The organism is Saccharopolyspora thermophila (assembly GCF_014646075.1).
Classification (GTDB): domain Bacteria; phylum Actinomycetota; class Actinomycetes; order Mycobacteriales; family Pseudonocardiaceae; genus Saccharopolyspora; species Saccharopolyspora thermophila.
The window spans coordinates 64,312-90,596 of sequence record NZ_BMMT01000020.1 but is presented as its reverse complement, the minus strand read 5'-3'; the positions used below and the strand labels follow the sequence as shown (position 1 = coordinate 90,596).

General features: G+C 71.2%; 20 protein-coding genes. 12 read left to right on the top strand and 8 right to left on the bottom strand.

Going from position 1 to position 26,285, the window contains the following annotated elements:
- Window positions 1–4 precede the first annotated feature (4 nt).
- Both IEY17_RS22395 and IEY17_RS22390 read left to right on the top strand, forming a co-directional pair.
- Window positions 5–4,237, top strand: a complete 4,233-nt coding sequence (locus tag IEY17_RS22395) for a WXG100-like domain-containing protein (RefSeq protein WP_188990953.1) — start codon at window positions 5–7, stop codon at window positions 4,235–4,237.
- Window positions 4,238–4,242: 5 nt separating this feature from the next.
- On the top strand, window positions 4,243–4,581 hold the full coding sequence (locus IEY17_RS22390) for a toxin-antitoxin system YwqK family antitoxin (RefSeq protein WP_229680466.1): 339 nt from the start codon (window positions 4,243–4,245) through the stop codon (window positions 4,579–4,581).
- A gap of 53 nt (window positions 4,582–4,634) precedes the next feature.
- Here IEY17_RS22390 and nfi read toward each other — a convergent pair whose 3' ends face one another.
- Complete coding sequence (gene nfi / locus IEY17_RS22385) at window positions 4,635–5,297, bottom strand: deoxyribonuclease V (RefSeq protein ID WP_373289917.1); 663 nt, start codon at window positions 5,295–5,297, stop codon at window positions 4,635–4,637.
- Between the two features lie 63 nt (window positions 5,298–5,360).
- On the bottom strand, window positions 5,361–5,975 hold the full coding sequence (locus IEY17_RS22380; RefSeq protein WP_188990947.1) for a mycothiol-dependent nitroreductase Rv2466c family protein: 615 nt from the start codon (window positions 5,973–5,975) through the stop codon (window positions 5,361–5,363).
- 226 nt (window positions 5,976–6,201) lie between these two features.
- On the opposite strand from IEY17_RS22380, the gene pepN reads away from it, so the two are divergent.
- Both pepN and IEY17_RS22370 read left to right on the top strand, forming a co-directional pair.
- Window positions 6,202–8,778 (top strand): aminopeptidase N, encoded by a 2,577-nt coding sequence (gene pepN / locus IEY17_RS22375; RefSeq protein ID WP_188990945.1) that lies wholly within the window; start codon window positions 6,202–6,204, stop codon window positions 8,776–8,778.
- A gap of 152 nt (window positions 8,779–8,930) precedes the next feature.
- On the top strand, window positions 8,931–9,698 hold the full coding sequence (locus IEY17_RS22370; protein WP_188990942.1) for a response regulator: 768 nt from the start codon (window positions 8,931–8,933) through the stop codon (window positions 9,696–9,698).
- A gap of 61 nt (window positions 9,699–9,759) precedes the next feature.
- Here the strand turns inward: IEY17_RS22370 and IEY17_RS22365 are convergent, their stop codons facing one another.
- Window positions 9,760–10,263, bottom strand: a complete 504-nt coding sequence (locus tag IEY17_RS22365; protein WP_188990940.1) for a DUF5130 family protein — start codon at window positions 10,261–10,263, stop codon at window positions 9,760–9,762.
- On the bottom strand, window positions 10,250–10,504 hold the full coding sequence (gene ctaJ, locus IEY17_RS22360) for an aa3-type cytochrome oxidase subunit CtaJ (protein ID WP_188990938.1): 255 nt from the start codon (window positions 10,502–10,504) through the stop codon (window positions 10,250–10,252). Before ctaJ ends, IEY17_RS22365 begins: the two co-directional genes overlap by 14 nt.
- A 383-nt stretch (window positions 10,505–10,887) precedes the next feature.
- Between ctaJ and IEY17_RS22355 the strand changes: the two genes are divergently transcribed.
- Complete coding sequence (locus tag IEY17_RS22355; protein ID WP_188990936.1) at window positions 10,888–11,355, top strand: hypothetical protein; 468 nt, start codon at window positions 10,888–10,890, stop codon at window positions 11,353–11,355.
- A gap of 56 nt (window positions 11,356–11,411) precedes the next feature.
- Here the strand turns inward: IEY17_RS22355 and IEY17_RS22350 are convergent, their stop codons facing one another.
- Window positions 11,412–12,062 (bottom strand): HNH endonuclease, encoded by a 651-nt coding sequence (locus tag IEY17_RS22350; protein ID WP_229680464.1) that lies wholly within the window; start codon window positions 12,060–12,062, stop codon window positions 11,412–11,414.
- A 225-nt stretch (window positions 12,063–12,287) separates the two neighbouring features.
- Here IEY17_RS22350 and IEY17_RS22345 point away from each other — a divergent pair, with 225 nt between their 5' ends.
- From IEY17_RS22345 to IEY17_RS22315, 7 genes are all read left to right on the top strand, one after another.
- Window positions 12,288–14,405, top strand: coding sequence for a prolyl oligopeptidase family serine peptidase (locus tag IEY17_RS22345; protein WP_188990934.1), 2,118 nt, complete (start codon window positions 12,288–12,290; stop codon window positions 14,403–14,405).
- A 146-nt stretch (window positions 14,406–14,551) separates the two neighbouring features.
- Entirely contained in the window at window positions 14,552–15,529 is a 978-nt protein-coding gene (locus IEY17_RS22340) for a mechanosensitive ion channel family protein (protein WP_188990932.1), read from the top strand.
- 39 nt (window positions 15,530–15,568) lie between these two features.
- The gene (locus IEY17_RS22335; protein ID WP_188990930.1) at window positions 15,569–15,952 is read left to right on the top strand and encodes a globin; all 384 of its coding nucleotides are present in this window, start codon (window positions 15,569–15,571) and stop codon (window positions 15,950–15,952) included.
- A 100-nt stretch (window positions 15,953–16,052) separates the two neighbouring features.
- Window positions 16,053–17,138 carry an alpha-amylase family protein gene (locus IEY17_RS22330; protein ID WP_229680462.1) on the top strand — a complete coding sequence of 362 codons (1,086 nt, stop codon included), beginning with the start codon at window positions 16,053–16,055 and terminating at the stop codon, window positions 17,136–17,138.
- Window positions 17,139–17,200: 62 nt separating this feature from the next.
- Window positions 17,201–18,493: a heparan-alpha-glucosaminide N-acetyltransferase domain-containing protein gene (locus tag IEY17_RS22325; protein ID WP_188990927.1), complete on the top strand. Its 1,293-nt coding sequence runs from the start codon at window positions 17,201–17,203 to the stop codon at window positions 18,491–18,493.
- Window positions 18,494–18,595: 102 nt separating this feature from the next.
- On the top strand, window positions 18,596–18,853 hold the full coding sequence (locus IEY17_RS22320; RefSeq protein ID WP_188990925.1) for a hypothetical protein: 258 nt from the start codon (window positions 18,596–18,598) through the stop codon (window positions 18,851–18,853).
- 3 nt (window positions 18,854–18,856) lie between these two features.
- Window positions 18,857–19,852 carry a hypothetical protein gene (locus tag IEY17_RS22315; RefSeq protein WP_188990923.1) on the top strand — a complete coding sequence of 332 codons (996 nt, stop codon included), beginning with the start codon at window positions 18,857–18,859 and terminating at the stop codon, window positions 19,850–19,852.
- A 233-nt stretch (window positions 19,853–20,085) separates the two neighbouring features.
- Here the strand turns inward: IEY17_RS22315 and IEY17_RS22310 are convergent, their stop codons facing one another.
- Genes IEY17_RS22310 through IEY17_RS22300 form a run of 3 tightly spaced genes read right to left on the bottom strand, consistent with a single transcriptional unit; the run spans window position 20,086 to window position 26,173 of the window.
- Entirely contained in the window at window positions 20,086–20,727 is a 642-nt protein-coding gene (locus tag IEY17_RS22310; RefSeq protein ID WP_188990921.1) for a DUF8010 domain-containing protein, read from the bottom strand.
- On the bottom strand, window positions 20,720–21,151 hold the full coding sequence (locus IEY17_RS22305; RefSeq protein ID WP_188990919.1) for an acyl-CoA thioesterase: 432 nt from the start codon (window positions 21,149–21,151) through the stop codon (window positions 20,720–20,722). The genes IEY17_RS22310 and IEY17_RS22305 overlap by 8 nt, the downstream gene beginning before the upstream one ends.
- Window positions 21,152–21,211: 60 nt before the next feature.
- Window positions 21,212–26,173 (bottom strand): NAD-glutamate dehydrogenase, encoded by a 4,962-nt coding sequence (locus tag IEY17_RS22300; RefSeq protein WP_188990917.1) that lies wholly within the window; start codon window positions 26,171–26,173, stop codon window positions 21,212–21,214.
- Window positions 26,174–26,285 lie beyond the last annotated feature (112 nt).

The window sequence follows — 26,285 nt, the reverse complement described above, 5'->3', positions numbered from 1 at the left end:
TTTCGTGAGCATCGAAATCCCCGACGAGGTCAAGTGGCTGCTGCCCATCGTCGTCGGCGAATCCTGGCCGGAAGGCGACGAGGACAGCATGCGCCGGATGGCGGACGCGTGGCGCGCCGCAGCCGACGGCATCGAGAACGTCCGGTCCGCCGCCAACCGCGGCGCCGAACAGGCCAAGGGCGCGATGGAGGGCAAGACCGCCGACGCGTTCACCAAGCTGTGGCAGGACATCGGTGACGGCGGCGAGGCCGCCCTGCCGAAACTGAAGGAGGCGTGCGAGAAGCTCGCCAAGTCCTGTGACGACGCCGCGCTGGAGGTCGAGCACACCAAGCTGACCATCATCGCGTCGCTGGTCGCGCTGGCCATCCAGATCGCCGCGATGATCGCCGCCGCGCCGGTCACCTTCGGCGCCTCGACCGCCGGGATCGCCGCCGCGCAGGCCGTGACCCGCACGGTCGTGATGCAGATCTTCCGTCAGCTGGTGATCAGCATCGCCAAGAACGTCGCCATCGAGATCGCCACCTCCGTCGCGATCGAGTTCGCGGTGCAGGGCGTGCAGATCGCCTCCGGTGAGCGCGATGGCTTCGACGGCGGCAAGTTCAAGGAGGCCGCGATCAGCGGCGCCATCGGTGGTGCCGTCGGCGGTGTCTTCGAAGGCGTCGGAAAGGGCCTGGGCCGCGGCGCCGGCGAGGCGGTCGGCGACGCCGCTGGCGGAGCCGCTGGGGCGGCCGGTCGCGCGGCGGGCGAGGCCGCAGGCGAAGCCGCCGGTGAGGCGGCGGAGAGCGCCGCCAAGGCGCTCGGCAAGACAGCACTGAAGGAAGGCGTGCTGGGTGCCGCCGAAGGCGCCGTCGGCAGCGCCGCGGAACAGTTGATCATGGAAGGCAAGATCGACTGGGGGGACGTCGGCAAGGGCGCGTTGTCCGGCGGTGTGACCGGCGCCGGGATGGGCGCAGCCGGCGAGGCACTGGGTCGGGCGGGCGACGTCGACGTGCCCGACACCGACGGCATCGGCGACTCCCGGAGCTCGGGCTCCGGGACCAGGACGGCGGGAACCAGCGGCGACTCGGGTTCCCCGTCGTCGGGTGGTGACTCCGGTTCCGCTGGCAGCGGTTCGGGTTCGTCCGGTGGTTCGTCGGGTGCTGACACGACGTCGGCCAGTTCTGCTGACTCCGCCGCGCCTTCCGGTGGCGGATCGTCCTCTTCGGACGCTTTGAGCGGCGGTGGTTCGCACTCCGACTCGGGTTTTTCCGCACGCAGCTACTCGTCCGGAGGCAGCGGGGACGCCGGCACGAGTCACGCATCGGGTGGCAGCAACCCCGACTCCGGTAGCACCAGCCGCGCATCCAGCAGCGACTCGTCGGGGATCGGAAGCCACAGCTCCGGCGGCGGGCACCACTCGTCCGGTGGCGATTCCTCCGGCGGGGGTTCCGGCTCGTCCAGCACCAGCCACGGCGGATCCTCCGCCGGGTCGTCGGGTGGGGGAACCCACTCCTCCTCCAGCGGCAGCGCGAGCCACGCGGCCGGTGGTGACTCATCGGGAGGCAGCGCCACCCACTCGAGCGGTGGCGCCGGCCAGTCGTCCGAGGCGTCCGGCGGCGGAATCTCCCACGGTGGCGGCACGTCCGGTGGTGGCACGTCCTCGGGCGGCGGGTCGCACTCGTTCGGCGCTGATCGCTCGACGAGCACCCCCGCCAGCACCTCAGCCTCCAATGTGGACGCTCCAGCGGCATCGGGGGTCCCCGGTGCGGCGGGTCCGATGCCCGCAGCCAATGCGCCGCGCGCCGACCAGCCGGCTCCTGCCGGTGGCGCCGCCGTGGGCGGCGGGATGGCCGGGCCGGGCGCGCCCGGCGCCGCCGGAGGGCCCCCGGCCGCGGGTGGTGGATCAGCTCGTCCGGGCAGCGGCGGCTGGACCGGCACCCCGGGGTCACCCGGTGCCGCGGGTCGCCCGCTTGGCGGCGACACCGGTGCGCACCCGAATCCCGGTCGCCCCGATGCGCGCCCGAGCGCAGGCGACCGCCCCGGCGGACCGAACCGCCCCGACAGTCCCCGCACTTCCGAGCATCCGACCAGCGCGGCGACTCGCGGCCCCGCGCCGTCGGATGCGCCGCTGCGTCCCCGCGGCGGGCCGGACGGACCCGGTGTGCCGCACCAGCGCATCCCGGACGGCACCCCGCCACGCCCGCACGAGCCGAACGCGGTGGGAACGCACCGAGCCGGTGGCCCGTCGCCGCAGCGCCCGGACGGGGTGACTCCTCGCCCCAACGGCTCGCCGCGCCCGGACACCGCGCGGCCTGATGGGCCGACGCGTCCGGACGGGCCGACGCGCCCCGGTACGGAGCAACGCCCGAACGGTCAGCCGACGCCGGACCGCCACGGCACCCGCCCGGACAGCGCCACGCCGGACGGACGCCATGCCGACACCCGCGGGCCGCGGCCCGACGCCGACGGTCCCGCACACCCGAAGGACGCGAGCCCGGACGGTAGGCCCGACCACCGGCCCGAGCCCAACACCCCGGGCACCGACCCGCGGCACCATCATGACGGCGACGCCGACCCCGGCACCCCGGAGCGCCAGCGCCAGATCGACGAGGCCGAGGCGCAGCGCCGGTCGACGCCCAGCGGATCGTCGTTTCACACCGACCCGAACATGCGCGAGCTCGCGCAGCGGGTGCCCGACGACGGCGTGCACCACACCGTGGACGTGCACGCGCTGCCCGACGGCCGCGTCCGTATCGGCGACCGCACGTTCAGCGCGCAGGAGTTCGCGGACATGCTGCGCCGCGACCCGGCCTGGGACGGAAAACCGATCCGCCTGTTGTCCTGCGACGCGGGCACCAGCGGCCTGGCCCGCGACCTCTCCCGCGAGCTGGGCGTGCCGGTGACGGCGCCCCGCGGCCTGGCCTGGACCGACGGCAACGGCCGCGTCTTCGCCAGTGACATGGGCTCCGACGGCCGCCCGGGCTGGCCCCCGAACGGTGGCTGGGACACCCACCACCCGGACGGCACCACCACCCCGGCCAGCAACGACGGCTTCCACCCATCCCGTGACGGCGAAGACCCGGGCCACGCCCCCGACGACGCCGAAGCGCGGGGCGACCGCAGCGGTTGGGACATCAGCGAACAGGAGAAAGCCGGGGCCGAGGACCCGTACCACAGGCCGTACATCCCCAAGGACCCGCAGCACGGCTTCCACCTGGAGGACATCGACGAGAGTCGCGTCACCCGGAACGACGACGGCCTCATCGAGACGATCGACGGCAAACCGGTTTACCAGTACACGCGCGAGGCGATCGAGAACCGGCAGCAGAGTATCCGGGACGCGATCGAGGAGAACCGCAAGGTCAAGAACCCGAAGAAGGCGCCGTTCGCCGAGGTCGGGGAGAACCGGGCCCCGCACAGCTACAAGTCGCTCGGCACCAAGGGCGGTGCGGTCAACGCCATCGTGATCGACCGCCGGTACGGCATCGTCTACGAAGGCATCAACGGCGTCCAGGGCAACACGGTTCCGACCAGCACGACGACGGCCGACGGCAGGCCCGCGACCGCGCTGGACAGCGAGGGCAGGAAGTTCACCCTCACCGAGGACGACCTGCTGCATCCCGCGCTGCGCGAGCACATCTCCACCATGGCCGAGAACCCCGGCCGGCCGCTGTCCGAGATCGAACCGGGTGAGTTCCCCCACCGCGATCTTCCGCACCGGCACGGCGAGGTCAAGGCGCTGGACGGCATCCTGAAGCGACGGGAGGAAATCGCGGCCGCGCGCGCCCGCGAGACCGGGGAAGGCATCGACCGCATCGAGACCGTCACCCGCGGCGGCCGCGAGGTCGAGATCATCCGGATCAAACCGGACGAACTGCAGAGCGTGGTGGACGACCTGTTCGTCGACGCGCGCTTCACGTTCAAGGACGACCCGCTCGACGTCGCACCGTGCTGCGCGAACTGCGCGCGGATCGTCAGCGGCCCGAACTCGCTGCCCGCGAACGTCCGCGACGCCGCCGACCTGTCGCACGGCGCGCAGATGGGGCCCGGCGGGTTCACCGCGGGTGTCCACACCGACAAGAACAACCTGGATCCGGATGTGAAGAACCCCAACCGGAAACACACCGGCATCGCCAACCCCGACTACAATGAGACGTTCGACAGACAGCAGGAAGAACGCGCCAAACAGGAGGCGCAGCGGCGGGCCAGAGCCGAGGAAGCCAAGCGGCAGACCGGACAGTCGGAGGGTTCCAGTTGATCCGCGTGAACGAGGACGAGCTCGACAGCGAGCCGTACGGTCCGGTTCTCTACCAGGGGGCGCGGTTCACGGGGGAGGCCGAGGACCGGCTGCCTGACGGCACCCTCGTCTCGCTGACGACCTACGTCAACGGCCTGCAGGACGGCCCGGACAAGGAGTGGTACAACGACGGCAGCCTCCGGTCGGAAGGCCAGTTCCGGCAGGGCGTGGCCGTCGGTGTGCACCGCACCTGGGACCCGGACGGCAACCTGGTCCGCGAGGTCGAGTTCAGCGACGGCGGTCGCATCCTCCGCCGCCGCGGCTTCGACACGGCCGGGAACGTGACGTGGGAGGATGCGGGCTGAGCTTCTCCTGCGACGCAGGCGCATCCGCCGACCGTGATCCCGGGCGGCGCGAGTCAGGTCTGGCGGCGCGCCAGGTGATCCGCCGTCCGCGTCGTCTCCGGGAGGCGGTATCGGGGGGCCAGGCGGAGGACGAGGTCACAGGCTGCTTCGAGGGTGTAGCGGTGGCCGACCGAGACGAAGACCGGCTTCACTCCCCGCTGCGTTCGCAGGGCCCGTCCGACGATGTCGTCGTCCATGCGCAGCGGGGACCAGGCTCCGCGTTCCTCGCCCGGAGGCTCGTAGCGGCCCATGGCCGTCTTGCCCACCCCGATGCTTGGGATGTCCGTCAGAATCCCCAGGTGGCAGGCCAGGCCGAAGCGGCGGGGATGCGCCAGACCCTGGCCGTCGCAGACGAGGACGTCCGGTGCTGCGGACAGCTTTTCCAGAGCTCGCAGCAGTGGTGGGGCTTCGCGGAACGCGAACAGGCCGGGGACGTAGGGGAATTCGGCCTTGCCGGTGACCACCGCAGTGTCCACAACGGACAGCGAGGCGACGTCGAGGACCGTGACCGCCGCGACCAGCTCGTCCGACTCCTCGCGGTAGTCGACATCGAGCCCGGCCGCCGTGCGCACCTCCGCAGGAGCGGTGTCGGTCCGCACCAGCGAGCGCAGCTGCTCCTGGATCGCCTCGGCTTCGGGCTCCGTCGACGGCCAGGGGTGCGGTTCGCGAATCCGGATCACGCACCGATCGTAGGCGCCCGCCACCCCGCAGCTGGGTGACGGGCGCCGTCCGGCCCTGGATCAGTCGAAGCGCGGCGACTCCGTTCGGGTGCGCTTGAGCTCGAAGAAGTACGGGTAGCTGGCCAGCGCCACCGCTCCGTCGAACATCTTCACCGCGTCCTCGCCACGCGGGATGCGCGTGAGCACCGGGCCGAAGAACGCCACCCCGTCGACGTGGATCGTCGGCGTGCCGACCTCGTCGCCGACCGGGTCCATGCCCGCGTGGTGGCTGGCCCGCAGCTCCTCGTCGTACTCGGTGCTGCCGGCCGCCTCCGCCAGCGACGCCGGCAGGCCCACCTCGGCCAGCGATTCGGCGATCACCTGCTGGTAGTCCTTGATGCCGCGGTCGTGCAGCCGGGTGCCCATCGCCGTGTACAGCGGCTCCAGGACCTCCTCGCCGTGGTGCTTGGCCGCGGCGATGGCGACGCGCACCGGGCCCCACGCCTTCTCCAGCAGCTCGAGGTAGTCCTCCGGCAGGTCACGGCCCTCGTTCAGCACCGACAGGCTCATGACCCGGAAGTGCAGGTCGATGTCGCGGTGCTTGGCGACCTCCAGGATCCAGCGCGACGACACCCAGGCGAACGGGCAGGCCGGGTCAAAGTAGAAGTCCACCCGAGGGCGGGTAGCGGTGCTCATCAAGCCTCCAGTGTTACGAAGTCCGGTGGCGGACGCGTTCCGGCGCGCCCCACCATGGGTATCAACCCCGGTAGGGCCCGTTGTCTTCCCGCCCACCCGACACGCCGACGCCGAGCCCGGACCCCGCCCGGCGGCGCGCCCGTACCCGAACGTGATTTGATGCCTCCGCCAGGTGCCGCCCCCGCGGCCCCGGCGTCCCCTGTCCCCGAGAGCAACGAGGTGATCCGTGGCCCCGCCGAACCTCACCCGCGACCAGGCCGAACAGCGCGCGGCGCTGCTGTCGGTCCAGTCGTACGTGATCGAACTGGACCTCTCCGCCGGCGCGGGTGGGCCGGACGTGGAGACGTTCGGTTCCACCACCACGGTGCGGTTCCGCAGCAACGAGGCGGGCGCCGACACCTGGATCGACCTGGTGGCCGACCGCGTGCACAGCGCCGTGCTCAACGGCGTCGAACTCGACGTCTCCGACTACGACGAGTCCACTGGCATCCGGCTGCCGAACCTGGCCACCGAGAACGAGCTCGTGGTGCGCGCCGACTGCGCCTACACCAACACCGGTGAGGGGCTGCACCGTTTCATCGACCCGGTCGACGGCGGCGTGTACCTCTACAGCCAGTTCGAGACCGCCGACGCCAAGCGCATGTTCGCCTGCTTCGACCAGCCGGACCTCAAGGCGACCTACCAGATCACGGTGGACGCCCCCGCCGACTGGAAGGTGATCTCGAACGCCAGCGCCGAGACCACCGACCGCCCGGACGGGACCCGGCGCCACGAGTTCGCGACCACCCGGCCGATGTCGACCTACCTCGTCGCGCTGGTGGCCGGCCCCTACGCCGAGTGGCGCGACGTCTTCCCCGGCGAGGACGGGCAGGACGACATCCCGCTGGGTATCTACTGCCGGGCCTCGCTGGCCGAGCACCTCGACGCGGAGCGGCTGTTCACCGAGACCAAGCAGGGCTTCCGCTTCTACCACAAGGCGTTCGGGGTGCCCTACCCGTTCGGCAAGTACGACCAGTGCTTCGTGCCGGAGTTCAACGCGGGCGCGATGGAGAACGCCGGGTGCGTGACGTTCCTGGAGGACTACGTCTTCCGGTCGAAGGTCACCGGCTACCTCTACGAGCGGCGCTGCGAGACCGTGCTGCACGAGATGGCGCACATGTGGTTCGGCGACCTGGTGACCATGCGCTGGTGGGACGACCTGTGGCTCAACGAGTCGTTCGCCACCTGGGCCAGCGTGCTCGCGCAGGTCGGGGCCACCGAGTACGACCACGCGTGGACGACGTTCGCCAGCGTGGAGAAGTCGTGGGCCTACCGACAGGACCAGCTGCCCTCCACGCACCCGGTGGCCGCCGACATCCCGGACGTGCAGGCCGTGGAGGTCAACTTCGACGGCATCACCTACGCCAAGGGCGCCTCGGTCCTCAAGCAGCTCGTGGCCTACGTGGGCCTGGAGAACTTCCTGGCCGGGCTGCGGGTCTACTTCGACCGGCACGCCTGGGGCAACGCCACCCTCAACGACCTGCTGCGGGCGCTGGAGGAGGCGTCGGGCCGCGACCTGTCGTGGTGGAGCGCGCAGTGGCTGGAGACCACCGGCCTGAACATGCTCCGCCCCCGGTTCAGCACCGACGACGAGGGCCGGTTCACCTCCTTCTCGGTCGTGCAGACCGGCGCCCGGCCGGGTGCGGGCGAGCTGCGCACCCACCGGCTGGCCATCGGCGTCTACGACGACGAGGACGGCAAGCTGGTGCGCAAGCACCGCGTGGAGCTCGACGTCACCGGCGAGCGCACCGAGGTGCCCGACCTGGTCGGCGTGCGCCGCGGCAAGCTGGTGCTGGTCAACGACGACGACCTGACCTATTGCTCGCTGCGCTTCGACCCCGACTCGCTGGCCACCCTCATCGACCGCATCGGCGACATCGCCGAGTCGCTGCCGCGCGCACTGTGCTGGTCGACCGCGTGGGAGATGACCCGCGAGGCGGAGCTGAAGGCGCGTGACTTCGTCACCCTGGTGCTGGGCGCCTCCGCCGACCGCGGGATCGGCGCGGAGAGCCAGATCGGCGTGGTGCAGCGGGTGCTGCTGCAGACCCAGACGGCGCTCGCGTCCTACGTGGACGAGTCGTGGCAGGCGGAGGGCTGGCGGCGGTTCAGCAGCAGGCTGTTCGAGCTGGCGCGCAACGCCGAGCCGGGCTCGGACCACCAGCTGGCGTTCGTCAACTCGCTGGCGGGTTCGGTGCTGTCCGCCGACCAGCTCGCGGAGCTGCGCGGCTGGCTGGACGGCTCGGCACCGCTGCCCGGTCTGACCGTGGACACCGACCTGCGCTGGCAGCTGCTGCAGGCGCTGGTGGCGCACGGCGCCGCTGGTGAGGCGGAGATCGACGCCGAGCTGGAAAAGGACCAGACCGCGACCGGTCGCCGACGGGCGGAGCGGGCGCGGGCGCTGATCCCGACGCCGGAGTCCAAGGAGAAGGCGTGGCAGCGCGCCGTGCACGACGACCAGCTGCCGAACGCGGTCAGCGACGCGATCATCGCCGGTTTCCAGCACCCGGCCCAGCGCGGGCTGCTCGCGCCGTATGTGAGCCGGTACTTCGAGGAGATCGACGAGGTGTGGCAGCGTCGCTCCAGCGAGCGGGCGCAGCCGACGGTGATCGGCCTGTTCCCGTCGTGGGCGGTCGCCGACGACACCGTCGCCGCCTCGGACACGTGGTTGGCAGGGGAGCACGCCCCGGCGCTGCGCCGCCTGGTCTCGGAGGGGCGCGCGGGCATCGTCCGGGCCCTCGCCGCACGCGAGTTCGACCGCTCCTGACCCCGGAAGGGTGATGGATGACGGGCGCCGTCGACCGAGTTGCCCGGCCGACAGGCGCCCTTCACCCGTTCTGCGCCGCGCACGGTTCGTGTTCGATCGTGCACGCGTCGTAAGCTGCTGCGGGTGGAGCCGTCGGCAGCGTGGGAGCGGCGATGCCCGAGTTGATCTCTGCGATCGCCCAGTTGTTGTGGCCGTTGATCGCCCTGATGGCGATATTCGTGTTCCGGCGGGCCATCGGACGGGTGCTGAAGACCGCCGAGCGGCGGGAGCTGGAGTTCGAGATCGGCGGCCAGAAACTGACCCTGCACGAGCTGAACGACCAGCAGACCGAGATGATCCAGGACCTCCAGCGGCAACTGAGCATGCTGAGCCGGCAACTGGAGGACCGCGACCGGGTCAGCTCGGTGCTAACGGCCCCAACGGCGCCGCTGCCGGTGCCGGCCCTGCCCGAGGAGGCGGGGATCTCCGGCAACGGCAACGGTGACGGCGAGATCTCCGGTACCGAGGAGGGTGAGCTGCCGCCGACGCGGGCTCCGGTGGGCCCCGAGCCGTTCGCCGTGCTGTGGGTGTCGGAGAAGCCGGAGACGCACGCGATCCTGGTCGAGCAGCTGCGCAACAACGGGGTCCGGGTGACCACGGTGACGACCACCGACCAGGCGCTGGCGGAGCTCTCGCAACGGCCGTACCGGCTGATCGTGGAGGACATGGGCCGCAAGGAGAACGGCCGCTGGCGGCCGGACGCGGGGCTGGCGCTGCTGGACGAGCTGCGCGACCTCGGCGTGGACACCCCGGTGATCGTCTACAGCAGCGAGCAGGCCCAGCTGCGGTACGGCGAGCAGGCCCGGCAGTGCGGCGCGGTCGGCACGACGTCGTCGGCCTACGAGATGTTCAAGAACTTCCAGAGCTTCGGCCTGCTCTGACGGGCTCCCGGACGTCTTCCGCAGAAGCGCAGAAGGCGTCCGGGGAACCCGCGGAGCTCTCTCAGTGGTGGGCGGCGCGGGATGCCGCGTAGCTGGTTCCGGCGGTGTCGGCCAGCATCCGCAGGGCGCCGATCAGGCCCTCGATCAGCTCGCCTTCCTTGAAGGAGGCCACCATGCTCATCGCGGCCAGCTGGCAGCTGCGGTCGGGGATGCGCCGGAACGCCTCCTCGCCGGTGACGATCTCGAAGGTGCGCTGCCCCGGCGACACCGCAATCAGCACACCCTCGGCGGCGCGTGCCCCGAGGCTGGCGTGCAGTTCCTCGGCCTGCCTGCGGGTGTCCTCCCCGAGGTCACCGAGGTAGATGGCGAACTCCAGACCGGTGCTGCGACTGGAGAGGGTCAGCGCCTCGTCCAGGCGCGCGAGCTGGCTCGGGCTGAACGGCAGCCGCGGCCGGTCCGGTTCGACGCGCCGCGCGACGGACAGTCGTCCGGTGGCCATCATCGCCTCGCCGTGGCCGAGTTCGGAAGCCTCGGCGGACCGCTCCACGATGTCACCAGTTGCCACGTGCGCCTCCCCGAGCGGTGCTGGGCCGGGCGTTGTCCGCCGCGGCCTCGGAATCGACGTCTGGCACGGCGGTGTTCACCCCAGCGGGGTTGGCGACCCAGAACACCGGCGGGAAGTCCCACTCCTGCCCCACTCGGTAGCGCGGGCGAGTGAGCCTGGGCCACATCGTGATGAGCACGATCAGGCCGTAGATGGCCGCTGGGATCACCGCCAGGACGAGCACAGCTTCCACGACAGTCACGCGAGTACGGTAGCCGATGCACCCGCTCTCATCCCCCACCGACCTGCGGCTGACGCGGGCTGGTTTCGGCGACATCCATATCGACACGACCGAGTGACACGAGTCGGTTACCGAGCGTCGCTTGTCGCCGTTTCCCCAGGTCGGAGTTAATAACGAAACGCGCAAAACTACTTTGCGTTACTAGTCAAGAGTGTTATACCTCACTTAAGGTAACTCGTTCAGAGTAACCAACGCGACCGAATGGAGTCCAACCAGACGGTTGCACTGCGCGGCGACTTGGCGGCTTGTTCCCGGCGATTCCTGATCCTAGTTTTTCACCTGTATGGGTCTTGCATATTTGATCACGCGCGTTCAAAGCAACTTTTGAATGCAGGAGGCACACAATGTCGATCATCGAAACCGCCACTCAGAGCAGCGCCCTCACCCACCCGTTTACCAACCAGCCACTGCTCGAACATGGCGTTCGGATCAGCGGCCGGGAACGCGGCGTGCGCATCAGCAGCGCGCACGGGTTGCGGATCAGCAGCTGCGGACGCGGTGTGCGGATCAGTGGTCGACAGAATGTGCACAGCTCCCACGACGCCCGCACCTCGCGCGGTGTGCGGATCAGCGGAGCGGACCGCGGCGTGCGCATCTCCGGCCGCGACCGCGGGGTACGCATCAGCGGGCAGGAGCGAGGTGTCCGCATTTCCGGCCAGGACCGGGGTGTGCGGATCAGCGGGCAGCAGGGCGCACGGATCTCCCGCGGCGTCCGCATCTCCCGCGGTGTCCGGATCAGCTGCGGGGTGCGCATCTCCGGCCGCGACCGCGGGGTGCGGATCAGCGGGCGGCGGGGCGTCCGCATCAGCTGAGCACCGGTGCGGCACCGGGAGCCGACCCGACCTCGTTGCGGTCCCCGCCCCGGCGCTCAGGCCGCGGACTCACCCAGGTACGGCAGCCACTGCGGGTCCGCCTCGGACAACCCCGCCAGCAGCCGCCAGTGCCGCCCGCGCGGCGCGCGCGGCGCGACCGGCAGACGCCACCCCAGCTCGCTCAGGGTCTTGTCCGCCTTGCGGTGGTTGCACCGGGTGCAGCAGGCGACGCAGTTCTCCCACGTGTGTGGCCCGCCGCGACTGCGCGGAACGACATGATCTATTGTTTCGGCGCGAGCTCCGCAGTACACGCACCGGTAGTTGTCCCGCAGCATGAGAGCCGCTCGGGTCAGCGGCACCCGGCCGCGGTACGGCACCCGCACGAAGTTGCTCAACCGGATGACGGAGGGCACCTCGACGCTGGCGTTGGCGGAGTGGAGCACCATGCCCGCGGAATCGCCGTGCACCACCTCGGCCTTGCCGCAGACGAGCAGGACGATTGCACGGCGCAGGGGTAGTGCGGTCAGCGGTTCGAACGTGGTGTTGAGCAGCAGGACCCTGCGCTTCCGCCACGACGACGCGTGGCCGGGCGGCCGATCGGCCTCCGGCGGGGACGCGCCGGCGCGGCTCGTCGGGCACAGCGGTGCCCGCGACGCGAGGCCAGCGGCCTTCAGCGCCTGTTGTCGGGTCGGTTGTCGGTCAGGCACGCGACCACCTCCACCGGGTTTCGGGCATAGTCGACCACAGAACCCTGCCCGAACGCACGTGTGATTCGCCACGCCACGCCGAACGCGTCGAAACGCGCCTCCATCATCCGCGATCATGCACGGGCGAATCAACAATGATCATCCCGGGTGAACCGCGCCCGGTTCGGCGCAGCTCGTTCCCGCACGATCACCTCCGGTCCCGTTCCGGCACGTATTGTCGCGACCGTGACCGACGTTCGAGCAGCGCTCCCCAGCTACCCCCACGCCGACCGCGACGACATCGTCGAGAACCTGCACGGCCACCAGGTCGCCGACCCGTACCGGTGGCTGGAAGACCCCGCCGACCCGCGCACGCGGGCCTGGTCGGCGGCGCAGGACGAACTCGCCCGCAGCTGGCTGGACACGCTGCCCGGGCGCGAAGCGATCGCCGAGCGGATGCGGTCGCTGCTGTCGGCCGGGTCGGTCTCCGCCCCCGTCTGGCGGAACGGGCGGGCGTTCTTCACCCGCCGTCAGCCCGACCAGGAGTTCCCGGTGCTGTACGTGCGGGAGCCGGACGGCACCGAGCGGGTGCTGCTGGACGTCACCGAACTCGACCCGTCCGGGCTCACCACGCTGGACCGCTGGTCGCCCAGCCTGGAGGGCGAGCGGCTGGCCTACCAGATCTCGGTCGGCGGTGACGAGGAGTCGCTGCTGCATGTGCTGGACGTGACCACGGGTGAACTCGTCGAGGGCCCGATCGACCGCTGCCGGTACTCGACCATCTCGTGGCTGCCCGGCGGCGAGGAGTTCTTCTACGTCCGCCGCCTGGCCCCGGAGCTGGTGCCCGACGGCGAGGAGCAGTTCCACCACCGCGTGTGGCGGCACCGCGTCGGCACCGCCCCGGATAAGGACCTGCTGGTGCACGGCGAGGGCCTGGACCACACCTACTACTACGGCACCCACGTCTCGCGGGACGGGCGCTGGCTGGTCATCGGGGGCAGCCCCGGCACCGCGCGCCGCGACTCGGTGTGGATCGCGGATCTGTCCGCGAGCGGTGACGTCCCCGAGCTCCGGCAGGTCGTGGACACCTCCGACGGCTTCCGGGTCGGCGCGTGGGTGGAGCGCGACGGCCGGCTGTACGTGCTCACGACCCACGACGCCCCGCGGTGGCGGCTGTGCGTGGCCGACCCGGCCCGCCCCGAGCCCGAGCACTGGACCGAGCTCATCGGCGAGGAACCCGACTCGGTGCTGGAGGCGGTGCGCTGGTTCGACCCCGGCGACGGCGATCCGCAGCTGGTCGTGCTGCGCACCCGGCACGCCGTCTCGGAGCTGGCGCTGCACGACCCGGCCACCGGGCGCCGGACCGCCGAGGTGCCGCTCCCCGGCACCGGTCAGGTCACCGCGCTGTCCGTGGTGGACGCGGCGACCGAACGCGACCGGGACCGGCTGTGGATCGGCTGGACCGACTTCGCCACTCCGCCGTGCGTGCACGCCTACTCCCGCGCCACCGGCCGGACCGAGCTGGAGCAGCGCGCCCCCGGGGCCGTGGAGGTGCCCGCCGTGCACACCCGGCAGGTCACCTACCGGTCGCTGGACGGCACGCCGGTGCGGATGTTCCTGCTGACGCCGATCGCCGAACCGGACCAGCCGCGCCCGGTGCTGATGACCGGCTACGGCGGGTTCTCGCTGTCCCGCGAGCCCGGCTACACCCCGTCGGCGCTGGCGTGGGTCGCCGCCGGCGGCGTGTGGGCGCTGCCGTCGCTGCGCGGCGGCGGCGAGGAGGGCGAGGAGTGGCACCGCGCGGGCATGCGCGAGCACAAGCAGAACACCTTCGACGACTTCCACGCCGCCGCGCAGCACCTGGTCGACGAGGGCTGGACGACGCCGGACCAGCTGGCGATCTCCGGCGGCTCCAACGGCGGGCTGCTGGTCGGTGCGGCCCTGACGCAGCGCCCGGACCTGTACCGGGCGGTGGTGTGCTCGGCTCCGCTGCTGGACATGGTGCGCTACGAGCAGTTCCTGCTCGGCCGCACCTGGAACGACGAGTACGGCACCGCGGACGATCCGGAGGAGCTCGGCTGGCTGCTGTCGTACTCGCCGTACCACAACGTGACCGAGCAGACCGACTACCCGTCGGTGCTGTTCACCGTCTTCGAGTCCGACACCCGGGTTGACCCGAATCACGCCCGCAAGATGTGCGCGGCGTTGCAGCACGCCACCAGCGCGGATCCGGCGAAACGGCCCGTACTGCTGCGTCGGGAGACCGAGGTCGGGCATGCCGCGCGCTCGGTGTCCCGTACTGTGGGGCTGGCGACCGACCAGCTCGCCTTCCTCGCGGAGGCCACCGGACTCGCCCTGGACTGAGCCCGGACTCGGTTCGGCGGCGGTTGGCTGATCGGGTGGTCGTGCGCGGCGGGGCGCGCACGAAGCCCGGGTTGGTGGGTCGCGCGTCCCGGTGATGTCGCCCCCACCATCGCGGGCTCGAACGACAGCATGGAGAACCCCGACCCATGGAACTGCCGCTTGTGACCCAGCCGAACTGCGTCCAGGAACCCGGTTGGTGCCAGACGATCTTCCGCTGGACCGGCAACGAGTGGCTGGCCTCCTACGCCGACCTGCTCATCGCCAAGCCGCTGAACATCGTGCTGATCGTGATCGTCGCGTTCCTGCTGCGCTGGCTGGTGCACCGCACGATCAACCGCCTCACCCAGGGCAACGGAAAACCCCCGAAGCTGCTGACGCCGTTGCGGGAGCGCCGCGCCGACACGCTGACCGCCGAACTGCTGTCGGAACGCCGCCTGCAGCGGGCGCGCACCATCGGCTCGGTGCTCAAGTCGCTGGCCTCGTTCGTCATCTTCGGCCTGGCCGCCATCTACGTGCTGCAGGTGCTCAGCATCCAGGTCGCCCCCGTGCTGGCCTCCGCCGGTGTGCTCGGCGTCGCGGTCGCCTTCGGCGCGCAGAACCTGGTGCGCGACTTCCTGTCCGGCATGTTCATGCTGGTCGAGGACCAGTACGGGGTCGGTGACGTGGTGGATCTCGGCGAGGCCACCGGAACCGTCGAGGCGGTCGGGCTGCGGGTCACCACGTTGCGCGACATCAACGGCACCGTGTGGTATGTCCGCAACGGCGAGATCCTGCGGGTCGGCAACTCCAGCCAGGGCTTCGCGGTCGCCGTGGTGGACTTCCCGATCTCGCACACCAGCGACGTGCAGAAGGCCATCGAGGTGGCCGGGAAGGTCGCCACCGACGCGGCCGCGCGGGAACCACTGTCCAAGGACGTGCTGGAACCACCGGAGATGCTGGGCGTGGACCAGATCACCGCGGACACCATCACGCTGCGGCTGACCACGAAGGTCCGGCCCGGCAGGCAGTGGGCGGTGCAGCGGCGGTTGCGCGCGGAGATCAAGCGCGCGTACGACGACGAGGACATCGAGCCGCCGTACCCGTACGGCCGGCCGGTGCCGCCCATCAGCCCGGCCAAGCCGTAGCGCGCCGGCCGGGCACCCCGCTCCTGAGAGGATGGTGTCGTGACTTCCGTGGAGACCTTCTACGAACAGGTCGGCGGCGAGGCGACCTTCCACCGCATCGTGGCCCGGTTCTACGAGGAGGTGGCCAAGGACGAGCTCCTCCGACCGATGTACCCGGAGGAGGACCTGGGCCCCGCCGAGGAGCGGTTGCGGCTGTTCCTGATCCAGTACTGGGGCGGACCGCACACCTACTCCGACCGCCGCGGGCACCCGCGGCTGCGGATGCGGCACGCCCCGTTCAAGATCGGCCCGGCGGAGCGGGACGCCTGGCTACGCTGCATGCGGATCGCCGTCGACGAGGCCGACCTCGACCCGGCGCACCGCGATCAGCTGTGGCAGTACCTGGAGATGGCCGCGCACAGCCTGGTCAACTCGTGGTTCTGAGACCGCGCTCCGCGCAGCGGGGAGCAGCACCTCCGAGGCCACCTCGGGTCGAGCGGCGGGTGCCGCTTCGTGGTGGAGAGCCGGAGCGAGGGACCTGGTGATGCGGCGGGCGGAGGCAACGACGGGGCGCGGCGACCAGCCGTGGTGGTGGGACGCGGTGTACTACCGGGTCGACGTCGGGGCGTTCGCCGACGGCGACGGCGACGGCATCGGCGACCTTGACGGGCTGCGCACCCGGCTGGGCTACCTGGAGCTGCTGGGCGTCGACGCGGTCGTGCTGGCCGGGGCGGTCGACCCCGCCTCGGAGCAGTTCGCCGCGCTGCTGGCCGAGGCGCACGAGGCCGGGATGCGGGTGATGGCCGCGCTGGACGTCGACCCGGCGCGCGAGGACCCGCGGTCGGTGCTGCACCCCTGGCTGGACCACGGGGCGGACGGCTTCCACCTGGCGCCGCGCGACGATCCGACGGGGGTGGTCGCCGCCGCCCTGGCAGGTCACCCGGACCGGGTGGTGATCGGCAGCGACTCCGGCGTCTGGCACCTCGCTTTCAACCTGGACCTCGCGGTGGCGGGTTTCGACGCCGAACCGGTGCGCCGCGCCATCACCGGCGTGCTCGCCGCGCCCGGCCCGCAGCCCGCGTGGGCGATGGCCAGCCGCGACACGGAGCCGAGCCGGGACGAGGCGGCGCTGACCCCGGTCCGCGCGATGGCGCTGGTGCAGCTGGCCCTGCCCGGGGCGGTGTGCCTGCGGCACGGCGAGGAGCTGGGGCTGCCCGGCACGCGGCGCATCTGGATGCCGTGGGAGGGTTTTCAGCCGCCGTTCGGTTTCTCCCCCGTCGTGGGCGACTGGCCGGCGATCCCGGCCGAGTGGGCGGCGTTCACCGTCGAGGTGCAGCTGGAGGACGAGTCGTCCACGCTGTCGCTGTACCGGCAGGCACTGGAGACGCGGAGCACCCATCCGGCGTTCACCGGCGACGACGTGGAGTGGTTCGGCGCTCCCGAGCAGTGCCTTGCCTTCCGCCGGGTCGGCAGCAGCCTGACCTGCGCGCTGAACACGTCGTCGGTCCCGGTGCCGCTGCCGCCGGGCGAGGTGGTGCTCAGCTCGCGCCCGCTGGAGTCCGGGCAGCTGCCGCCGGCACCGCCGCGTGGCTGGTGTGAGCCCTGCCTCGTCGCCGTGACCTCGTGCTGAGCGGCGCGCTTGCCGATCGGTAAGTTGAAGACCTCCGCAAGCCCGACTCCCCGCTGGATGCCATGACTGCCTGCGCCCCCGAGCTGAGCCTGCCCAGCACGCAACGCTCCGGTCGGCTCGTCGGTGTGGACGTCGCCCGGTTCTTCGCGGTGTTCGGCATGTTCTGCATCCACTTCGGGGTGCCGTTCGCCGAAGGCGCTCCGGAGGTGTGGGTCGCGCAGTTCGCCAGCGGCCGGTCCACCGCCCTGTTCACCCTGCTGGCCGGGGTGTCGCTGGCGATGCTGTCCGGGCGCCGGGTGCCGCCGGTCGGTGCCGCGCTGCGGGAGGCGCGGGCCCGCATCGCGGTGCGCGCGGTGCTGCTGGTGGCGATCGGTCTCGCGCTGGCCAAGGCGACCGAGGCGACGGGTTTCCTGCTGACCGTGATCATCCCGTTCTACGGGCTGTACTTCCTGCTCGCGCTCCCGTTCGTCCGGCTCCGCGCCCGGGGGCTCGGCGTTGCCGCGGTGGTGGCCGCGCTGGTGGGCCCGCAGCTGTCGTTCGTGCTGCGCACGTGGATCGCCAGGGACACCCCGCTGGCGTGGCTGGTGTCGGCGGTCGACGCGGTCGACCCGGGGCACCTGCTCGCCGACGAGGGCTTCTTCGACCTCCTTCTGCTCGGTTTCTACCCGGCGGCCTCCTACCTGCCGCTGGTGCTGGCGGGGATGTGTGTCGGTCGGCTGGACCTGCGTTCGACCCGGGTGCGCTGCTGGTTGGCCGGGGTGGGCGTGGTGCTGGCCGTCGCGGGTCAGCAGGTGTCGACCTGGCTGGTGGAGTCCTTCGGCTCCTGGCCACAGGGCCAGGCGCAGGGCACCGTGCCGATCGACCACCCGGAGTGGCTGCTGGCTCCGGCCTCGCACAGCGGCACCACGTTCGAACTGCTCAACTCCGGCGGCATCGCGCTGGTCATCCTGGCGGTGTGCCTGGAGCTGGCCGACCGTGCCGGCCGCCTGCTGACGCCGTTGGCCGCGGCCGGTTCGATGGCGCTGACCCTGTACGCCCTGCACGCGCTGGTGCTGACCTGGCAGATCGTGACCGGCGGGTGGCCGCTGAGCGGGGTTCCGGACTTCCTGGCCCAGCTGGCGAGCATGGGGCCGGAGCTGCCCACCGACGTCCCGAACATGCCGGCGTTCCCCCGCGACGGCCACCACCCCGTGGGCTTTCTGGCGTTCGTCAACACCTACATGCCCGAACTCTTCCTCGTTTTCTCGATCGTCTTCCCGCTCGTCTGGCGCCGGTTCTTCCGGCGCGGTCCACTGGAGGCAGCGGTCAGCGATGCGGTCCGGCTGCTCGCCGGGCGGCTCGTGCGCCGCAGCTGAGGCGGGGATGCCGACGGTCCGGGACTTCTGGCCCTTTCCCGTCCCGGGTCGGTGGCGTTGACGTGGACGAACGCTGTTGTCCGCTGATGGGGGGTTGATCGCATGGTTTTCGGACACCGATCCGCCAGCGCACCGGAGATCCCGCCGGCGTTGGGCAAGGCGATGGCGAACTACCGGGCGCTGCTCGACGAGTTGGAGGCCGGCACCATCGACGACGCGACCTTCCGCCAGCGCGCCCTGCACATCGGGTTGATCGTGCGCGACGACGACGCCTGGATCCTGGACCTGTCCAGCGAGCGCTGGTGGCGCTACGACGGGGTCGCGCTGTCCAGCCTCAACTTCGACGGCTCCGAGGGCTGAGATGTGGCCGCGCCCACGGACCCGGTGCTGCTGGCCGAACGCCTCACCAACATCGCCGACAACCTGCGGCACGCCACGCGCCCGGTGGATCCGCTCGCGGTGAGCCCGATCCCGGTCGACGTGTTGCGTGAGCACCTGCGCAGCGCGACGACGTGGCTGGGCCGCGCGTGGGCCGCGCACGCCCGCGGGGGTTCGGCGGTGCGGTCGTGGCTGGTGAGCGAACCGCTGCGGTCGCCGGTGGTGGAGCGCAGACCGCGGCCGCTGCCGTTGAAGAAGCAGTTCCGGCTCTCGCTGGCGACGGCGGCGTGCGGTGCGGCGGTCGCGGCGGGCGCCTACACGCTGACGGCCCCGTTCACGGACCCGATGCTGGGTCTGCTGCCGCCGGGCCTGTTCGACCGCTTTCCGCCGCTCGTCGAGGGCACCACACCGCCACCGCCGACCGCCGGGCCCAAGGCCCGCGCCCCGTACGTCCCGGACGCGGTGACGACGCCCGGTGCTCGGCGGATCGGCCAGCAGGGGCCGGGTTCACCGGTGCCACCCTCGCCGGGCCAGGTGCCGCCCACGACGCCGTCCGGACCGGGTTCGCCTGATGGGTCGGCACCGGACCCGACACGTCCGGGGAATCGCGCCCCGACCACGGGCGATCCTGGGCGGCCACCGGTCACGACCACACCGGAGGACCCGACGACACCGCCCACGGCGACCACCGGTCCCACGCGGCCACCGACCACCACGACGCCGCAGCCGCCTACCACCACGCGACCGGACCCGCCAACCACCACGACGCGTCCGAACCCGCCGACCACCACGACGCACCAGCCGACGCACACTCCGACGACAACCCGGACCACGACAACACCCAGCGCCACCGCACCGACGGGGCCGACCACCCGCACCGGTACCACGCCGACGGGCACGGGCACGACGCCCACGCAGGCCACCGGACCACCGGCCACGGGATCGTCCATGCCCGGAACCACGCATTCCGGAACGCCATAGGCATCGAGACCATGCGGTGCGCTGGTCGTGCTGGCCGTGCCGGTCGCTGCGCGCACGAGACCACAGTAGACAGATCGTGGCAGCGAACGATGGTTTCCCTGCTGTGGTCGCACAATCGCTGCTGCTGGCGCTGCACCAAGCATGACCCGGACGGCACCGGGAGGCCGGAATCCTGGCTCACGCCAGGAGAATCCACGGTTCCACCCGCACAGCTGCGGGCGAACGGCCGCCGATCACACCAGCAGCGGGAGCAGCGCGTGGCGGCGGCGGACCACCGCACCGTAGCGGGAGTCCAGGCGCAGCCACGTATCCGTCGCGCTAACCCGCACCACCTCGTCCTCCGGCGGTTCACTCACCAGGAAGCCCATGCCGGACAGCACGAACAGGCAGCGCAGCGGCACCTTCACCTCGAAACCCGCGCCGGAGACGGTGAAAACCTCCTGGTCCAGCAGCGACGCCGGGGGCGTCCCCTTCGGACCGACGTTGTCGCGGGCCACGTTGATGCCGCGCTCGGCGACCTCCCCGACCACCCGGGCCGGCAGGTCGTCCACGCGCCGCCAGCCCTCCGGCGGCGGTAGTTCCGACCGCCACATCAGGTCCCGCGGCGGGCCCGGATCCATCACCGGCGCACCGGCGACGGTCAGGGCCGCCAACAGTTCGTTGCCCGACACCGTGAGGTCCGCCGGCTCCACCTCGCCCTCGACCGAACGCGTGCACAACGCGTCGAACGGCGTCGCCGCCCACACGTCCACCCGGCCCCGGTCCGGCCGGGCGCGCAGCCGCACCAAGACCCCGCCGTCCAGGCGCACCGCCCGGGCGACGAACGCACCCAGATCGTCCCGCTCGACCGGGTCGGGAATCCGCAGCTCAGGCACGGTCCAACTCCGGCTGCACCGTGTCGGCCTGCCACGCCGACAGGAACTCGCGCTCTTCCGCGGTCAGCCGCCGCGGCCGCCCGGCCCGCAGGTCGTAGGGCACCATGAGGGTTTCCGCCGTCGCCACCGCCTCCTGCGCGTAGGCCGTGTAGTCGATGACGAACGACGCGGCCTTCAGGTCCCGGACCGACATCTTTACCCGCAGGGACTTCGACCGGTACACCAGCGGGCTGTGGTAGTCGATCACCACGCGCGCCACCACCATGCCCTCGGCCATGCCGAGCAGGCCCCGCCGCTCTGCCTCGGTGAACAGCAGCTCGGCCCGCGCCTCCTCCAGCAACGTGATGGTCCTGGCATGGTTGACGTGGCCGAACGCGTCCATGTCCGACCAACGTAGTGCCACCTCGGCTACGAACGCGCCCACTGACGAGCTCCCTCTCTCACCCGGCCGGGTGGCCCGCGGCGCCGCGGGCCACCCGGTCTCTCACCGGACCATGCTGCGCAGCTGCCGGGCGGCCACCGACAGCGTGGCCAGATCCAGCCGCCCGGAGCTCATGATCTGCTCCAGCGACGAGTTGGCCCGCGCCAGCCGCGACGCGTTGGTCGACTCCCACCGGGCGATCTTCTGCTCCGGATCGTCCTCCGGATCGCTGGTGCGCAGGACGTCGATGGTGATCGCCCGCAGCGACGCGTAGAAATCATCCCGCAGCGCCAACCTGGCCAGCGAGTGCCACCGGTTTCCGCGCTCCAGCTCGTTGACCGCCAGCAGCATCCGCTCCACGTCGAGGTGTTCGGCCAGCGTGTAGTACAGCTCGGCGCTCTCCCGCGGGCTGCGCTCCGCGGACACCCCGGCGTCGCGCTCGGCCAGCTCGGCGATCTCGGTGATGTCCAGCAGGGCGAACGAGTCCAGCAGCACGCCGACCCGCTCCGCCAGTTCCTCGGGCACCCCGGCGTCGGTCCACCGCTTGATCATCGCGGTGGCGCCCTCGGCCGCCCGGCCCCGCAGCAGGCCGCGCACCGCACCCGACAGCTCGGCCACCACCGGCCGGAAGCGGCTGATCTCGGCGCCGATCGCCAGCGGCTGCGGGCGGTTGGTCAGCATCCAGCGCGCCGCCCGGTCCAGCAGCCGACGGCTCTCCAGCACCATCTGGTCGGCCACCGAGCTCGGCACCTTCCCGGCCAGCGCGTCGATCTGCTGCCACAGGTCGCGCAGGTCGAACACGCTCGTCACCACCGCGAACGCGCGCACCGCGTCGGTCGTGGAGGCGCTGAGCTCCTCGGCCAGGCGGTAGGCGTAGGAGATGCCCGCGCCGTCGACCATCTCGTTCACCAGCAGCGTCGTGATGATCTCGCGGCGCAGCGGGTGCGCGGCGATGGCGTCGGCGTAGCGTTCCCGCAGCGGTTTCGGGAAGTACTCCGGCAGCCGCGAGCTGAACGCCTCGGTGTCCGGCAGCGCGCTGTCCAGCACGTCCCGCTTGAGCGACAGCTTGACGTGCGCCATCAGCGTCGCCAGCTCCGGCGAGCTGAGACCCTCGCCGGCCTTCTCGAGCTCCCGGAACTGCTTCGCGGTCGGCAGCGCCTCCAGCGCCCGGTCCAGCCCGGCGTTCTTCTCCAGGGCGCTGACCTGACGGGCGTGCACCGACACCATCTGCGCCGCGTGCGCCCGGGAGATGCCCAGCACCGCGTTCTGCCGGTGGTTGTCGGCCAGCACCAGCTCGCCGACCTCGTCGGTCATCTCGGCCAGCAGCTCGTTGCGCTGCGCGCGGGTCAACCGGCCGTCGGCGACCAGGTGGTCCAGCAGGATCTTGATGTTGACCTCGTGGTCGGAGCAGTCCACCCCGGCCGAGTTGTCCAGCGCGTCGGTGTTGACCTTGCCGCCCGCGCGGGCGAACTCGATCCGGCCCAGCTGCGTCAGGCCCAGGTTGCCGCCCTCGCCGACGACCTTCACCCGCAGGTCCGCGCCGTTGACGCGGACCGCGTCGTTGGCCTTGTCGCCCACCTCCGCGTGCGTCTCGCTGGTCGCCTTCACGTAGGTGCCGATGCCGCCGTTCCACAGCAGGTCCGCCGGGGCCAGCAGGATCCGCTTGATCAGCTCGGCCGGGGACAGCTGCTGCACCGACTCCTCGATGCCCAGAGCCCTGCGGATCTGCGGGTTCAGCGGGATCGACTTCAACGACCGCGACCAGACGCCGCCGCCCTCGCTGATCTTGGTGCGGTCGTAGTCGTCCCAGGTCGAGCGAGGCAGTTCGAACAGCCTGCGGCGCTCGGCGTAGGACACCGCCGGGTCCGGGTCGGGGTCGATGAACACGTGCATGTGGTTGAACGCCGCCACCAGTTTGATGTGCTCGGACAGCAGCATGCCGTTGCCGAACACGTCACCGGCCATGTCGCCGATGCCGACCACCGTGAAGTCCTGGGACTGGGTGTCCACGTCCAGTTCGCGGAAGTGGCGCCGGACGCTCTCCCAGGCGCCCCTGGCGGTGATGCCCATCGCCTTGTGGTCGTAGCCGACCGAGCCGCCCGAGGCGAACGCGTCGCCGAGCCAGAACCCGTAGGACTGGGCCACGTCGTTGGCGATGTCGGAAAACGTCGCGGTGCCCTTGTCGGCGGCCACCACCAGGTAGGTGTCGTCGCCGTCGTGGCGCACCACGTTGCGCGGCGGGGTGACCTCGCCACCGACCAGGTTGTCGGTGAGGTCGAGCAGGCCGGAGATGAACATGCGGTAGCAGGCAATGCCCTCGTCCTGGACGGCCTTGCGGTCGACCAGCGGGTCGCCGGTGGGGGCCGGGGGCCGCTTCACCACGAAGCCGCCCTTGGCGCCGACCGGCACGATCACCGCGTTCTTCACCGCCTGCGCCTTGACCAGGCCCAGGATCTCGGTGCGGAAGTCCTCCCGGCGGTCCGACCAGCGCAGGCCGCCGCGGGCGACGGAGCCGAACCGCAGGTGCACGCCCTCCACCCACGGCGAGTACACGAAGATCTCGAACTGCGGGCGCGGCTCCGGCAATCCCGGGATCTCCCGGGGCTCCAGCTTCAGCGCCAGGTAGGTGCGCTCGCGGTTCGGGTCGATCGCGTAGTAGTTGGTGCGCAGCGTGGCCCGGATCAGGCTCAGGTAGTTGCGCAGGATCCGGTCCGCGTCGAGGCTGGTGACCTCGTCGATCAGCTTGCTGACCTCCTCGACCAGGTCGGCCTCGCGGGTCGCCCGGTCCTCCTCGGACAACGTCGGGTCGAACCGGGTCTCGAACAGGTTCACCAGCGCCGTCGTGGTGGTGCGGTGCGCCAGGATCGCGTCCTCGATGTAGTCCTGGCTGTAGGCGATGCCCACCTGCCGCAGGTACTTGGCGTAGGCACGCAGCACCGCCGCCTGCCGCCAGGTCAGCCCCGCGCACAGCACGAGCGCGTTGAACCGGTCGACCTCGGCGTCACCGAGCCAGGCTGCCCGGAAGGCGTCCTCGAAGCGCTGGGTGAGCGTGTCCAGCCGCGCCGCGTCGGCACCGGACAGCAGGTCCGGGTCGATCCGCAGCCCGAAGTCGTAGATCCAGTACTGGTTGTCGGTGCCGTCGATGACGATCTCGTACGGGCGTTCGTCGACGACCTCGACACCCATGCTCTGCAGCACCGGCAGCACCCGCGAGAGGGTGACCCGGCCGCCGACGTAGATCTTGAAGCGGCGCTGGCCCGCACTGGCGTCGCGCGGCGCGTAGAACGACATCTTCAGGTCGTTCGGGCCGGTGAGCGACTCCAGCCGCCGCAGGTCGATCAGGCCCTCGCGGGCGGTGAAGTCCTCCTTGTACGCCTCCGGGAAGCTGGCCGCGTAGCGCTGGCCGATCTGGCTGATCGCCTCCGAGAGGCTGCGGGGGGCGTGCCCGTCCCGGCGGCCCTCGGACTGCTCGGCGTCGACCTCGGCGACCATCTGGTCGTCCCAGGTGTGGATCGCCTCCTCCAGCCGCTGCTGGATGCGCGCCAGGTCCGGCTCGACATGGTCCTCCGGGTTGGTGTGCACCACGAAGTGCACCCGCGCCAGGGTGGACTCGCCGACCCGGGTACTGTACTCCAGCCCCGTGCCGCCCAGCTCCTCCAGCAGCACCTCCTGCATCGCCAGCCGGGAGCTGGTGGTGTAGCGGTCCCGCGGCAGGTAGACCAGGCAGGAGAAGAAGCGGCCGTAGGGGTCGCGGCGCAGGAACGGCTTGAGTTTGCGCCGCTCGGCCAGCGCCAGCACGCCGGTGATGATCTCCTGCAGGGTTTCCGGTTCGGTGGAGAACAGCTCGGTGCGCGGGTAGTTCTGGATCTCCTCCAGCATCCGCTGCCCGGAGTAGGACTCCAGCGGGAACCCGGCGGCGTGGATGACGTCGCGGACCCGCCGTTCGATGAACGGGATGTCCAGCACGTTCTCGTGCAGGGCGGTGGTGGTGAACAGTCCGAGGAAGCGGTGCTCGCCGTTGACCCGGCCGGTTTTGTCGAAGGTCTTGACGCCGACGTGGAACGGGTGCACCGGCCGGTGCACTGTGGACGGTGCGCTGGCCTGGGTGAGCACCAGCAGTTCCTTGGACATCGCGCTGGCGAGCGTGTCCGGACCGTTGGTCAGGCTGCGGGCCGCGAAGCTGTCGCTGCGCAGCACGCCCAGGCCGGAGGCCAGCACGGCCTGCAGCTTGGGGGTGTCGCCGTCGACCAACTCGTAGTGCCGGTAACCGAGGAAGGTGAAGTGGCCGTCGGCCAGCCAGCGCAGCAGGTCCGCGCCGCCGCGCACGTCTTCGCCGGGCAGCGGCGGCGGGTTCTGTTCCAGCTCGTCGGCCAGGGCGCGGACGGTGGCGTGCATCCGCTCGGTGTCCTCAACGACCTCGCGCACGTCGTTGAGCACGTCGGTCAGGCCCTGCTGGAGGACGGCCAGCCGGTCGTCGTCGACGACCTGGTCGACCTCGACGAACATCCAGCTTTCCGCCATCGTGCCGGGCGGCGGGTCGGCCGGGTCAGCGCCCGGCAGGACCTCCAGCAACTCGCCGGCGACATCGCGGCGCACGACGATGATCGGGTGAATGATGCGTTGTACCTCGGCCCCGTCGCGGCCAAGCTCGGCGATCACCGAGTCGACCAGGTAAGGCATGTCGTCGGTGACAATCTGCACGACGGTGGCCGGGCTCTGCCAGCCGTTGTCGGTCCGGTTCGGGTTGAAGATCTGCACCAGCGGGCGACCGGCGACCCGCTTCGAGGCGAGCTGGTGGTGCGAGCGCAGGGCGCCGACCAGGTCGGTCGGATCGTCGTCCACGAGTTCCTCGGCGGGCACGTGCCGGTAGTAGACGCGCAGGAATTCGGCGAGTTCCGGTGCCTGCTCGACCGCCCGGTCGAGCAGGCGGTACTTGGCCAGTTCGGAGTTCTCCGTCTGCTCGCCAGCCTCCCCATCGGCCTTCGGCGGTCGTGCGGTCTTCAACTGTCCGGGATTCGAGGTCATCTTCAGGCAGCTCCACGCTTGACGGCACCTCGTTGTGCCAACACGTTCCACCTTAAGCCTGCCAGTTCCCGCCTGGGACAGCGGGCAGTAACGCCGTCATCTGCGTGAAAAG

Coding starts and splice junctions, on each gene's coding strand:
- IEY17_RS22380 (WP_188990947.1), bottom strand. CDS start 5,975: ATGAGCACCGCTACCCGCCCTCGGGTGGACTTCTACTTTGACCCGGCC.
- IEY17_RS22370 (WP_188990942.1), top strand. CDS start 8,931: ATGCCCGAGTTGATCTCTGCGATCGCCCAGTTGTTGTGGCCGTTGATC.
- IEY17_RS22355 (WP_188990936.1), top strand. CDS start 10,888: ATGTCGATCATCGAAACCGCCACTCAGAGCAGCGCCCTCACCCACCCG.
- IEY17_RS22340 (WP_188990932.1), top strand. CDS start 14,552: ATGGAACTGCCGCTTGTGACCCAGCCGAACTGCGTCCAGGAACCCGGT.
- IEY17_RS22330 (WP_229680462.1), top strand. CDS start 16,053: ATGCGGCGGGCGGAGGCAACGACGGGGCGCGGCGACCAGCCGTGGTGG.
- IEY17_RS22325 (WP_188990927.1), top strand. CDS start 17,201: ATGACTGCCTGCGCCCCCGAGCTGAGCCTGCCCAGCACGCAACGCTCC.
- IEY17_RS22320 (WP_188990925.1), top strand. CDS start 18,596: ATGGTTTTCGGACACCGATCCGCCAGCGCACCGGAGATCCCGCCGGCG.
- IEY17_RS22300 (WP_188990917.1), bottom strand. CDS start 26,173: ATGACCTCGAATCCCGGACAGTTGAAGACCGCACGACCGCCGAAGGCC.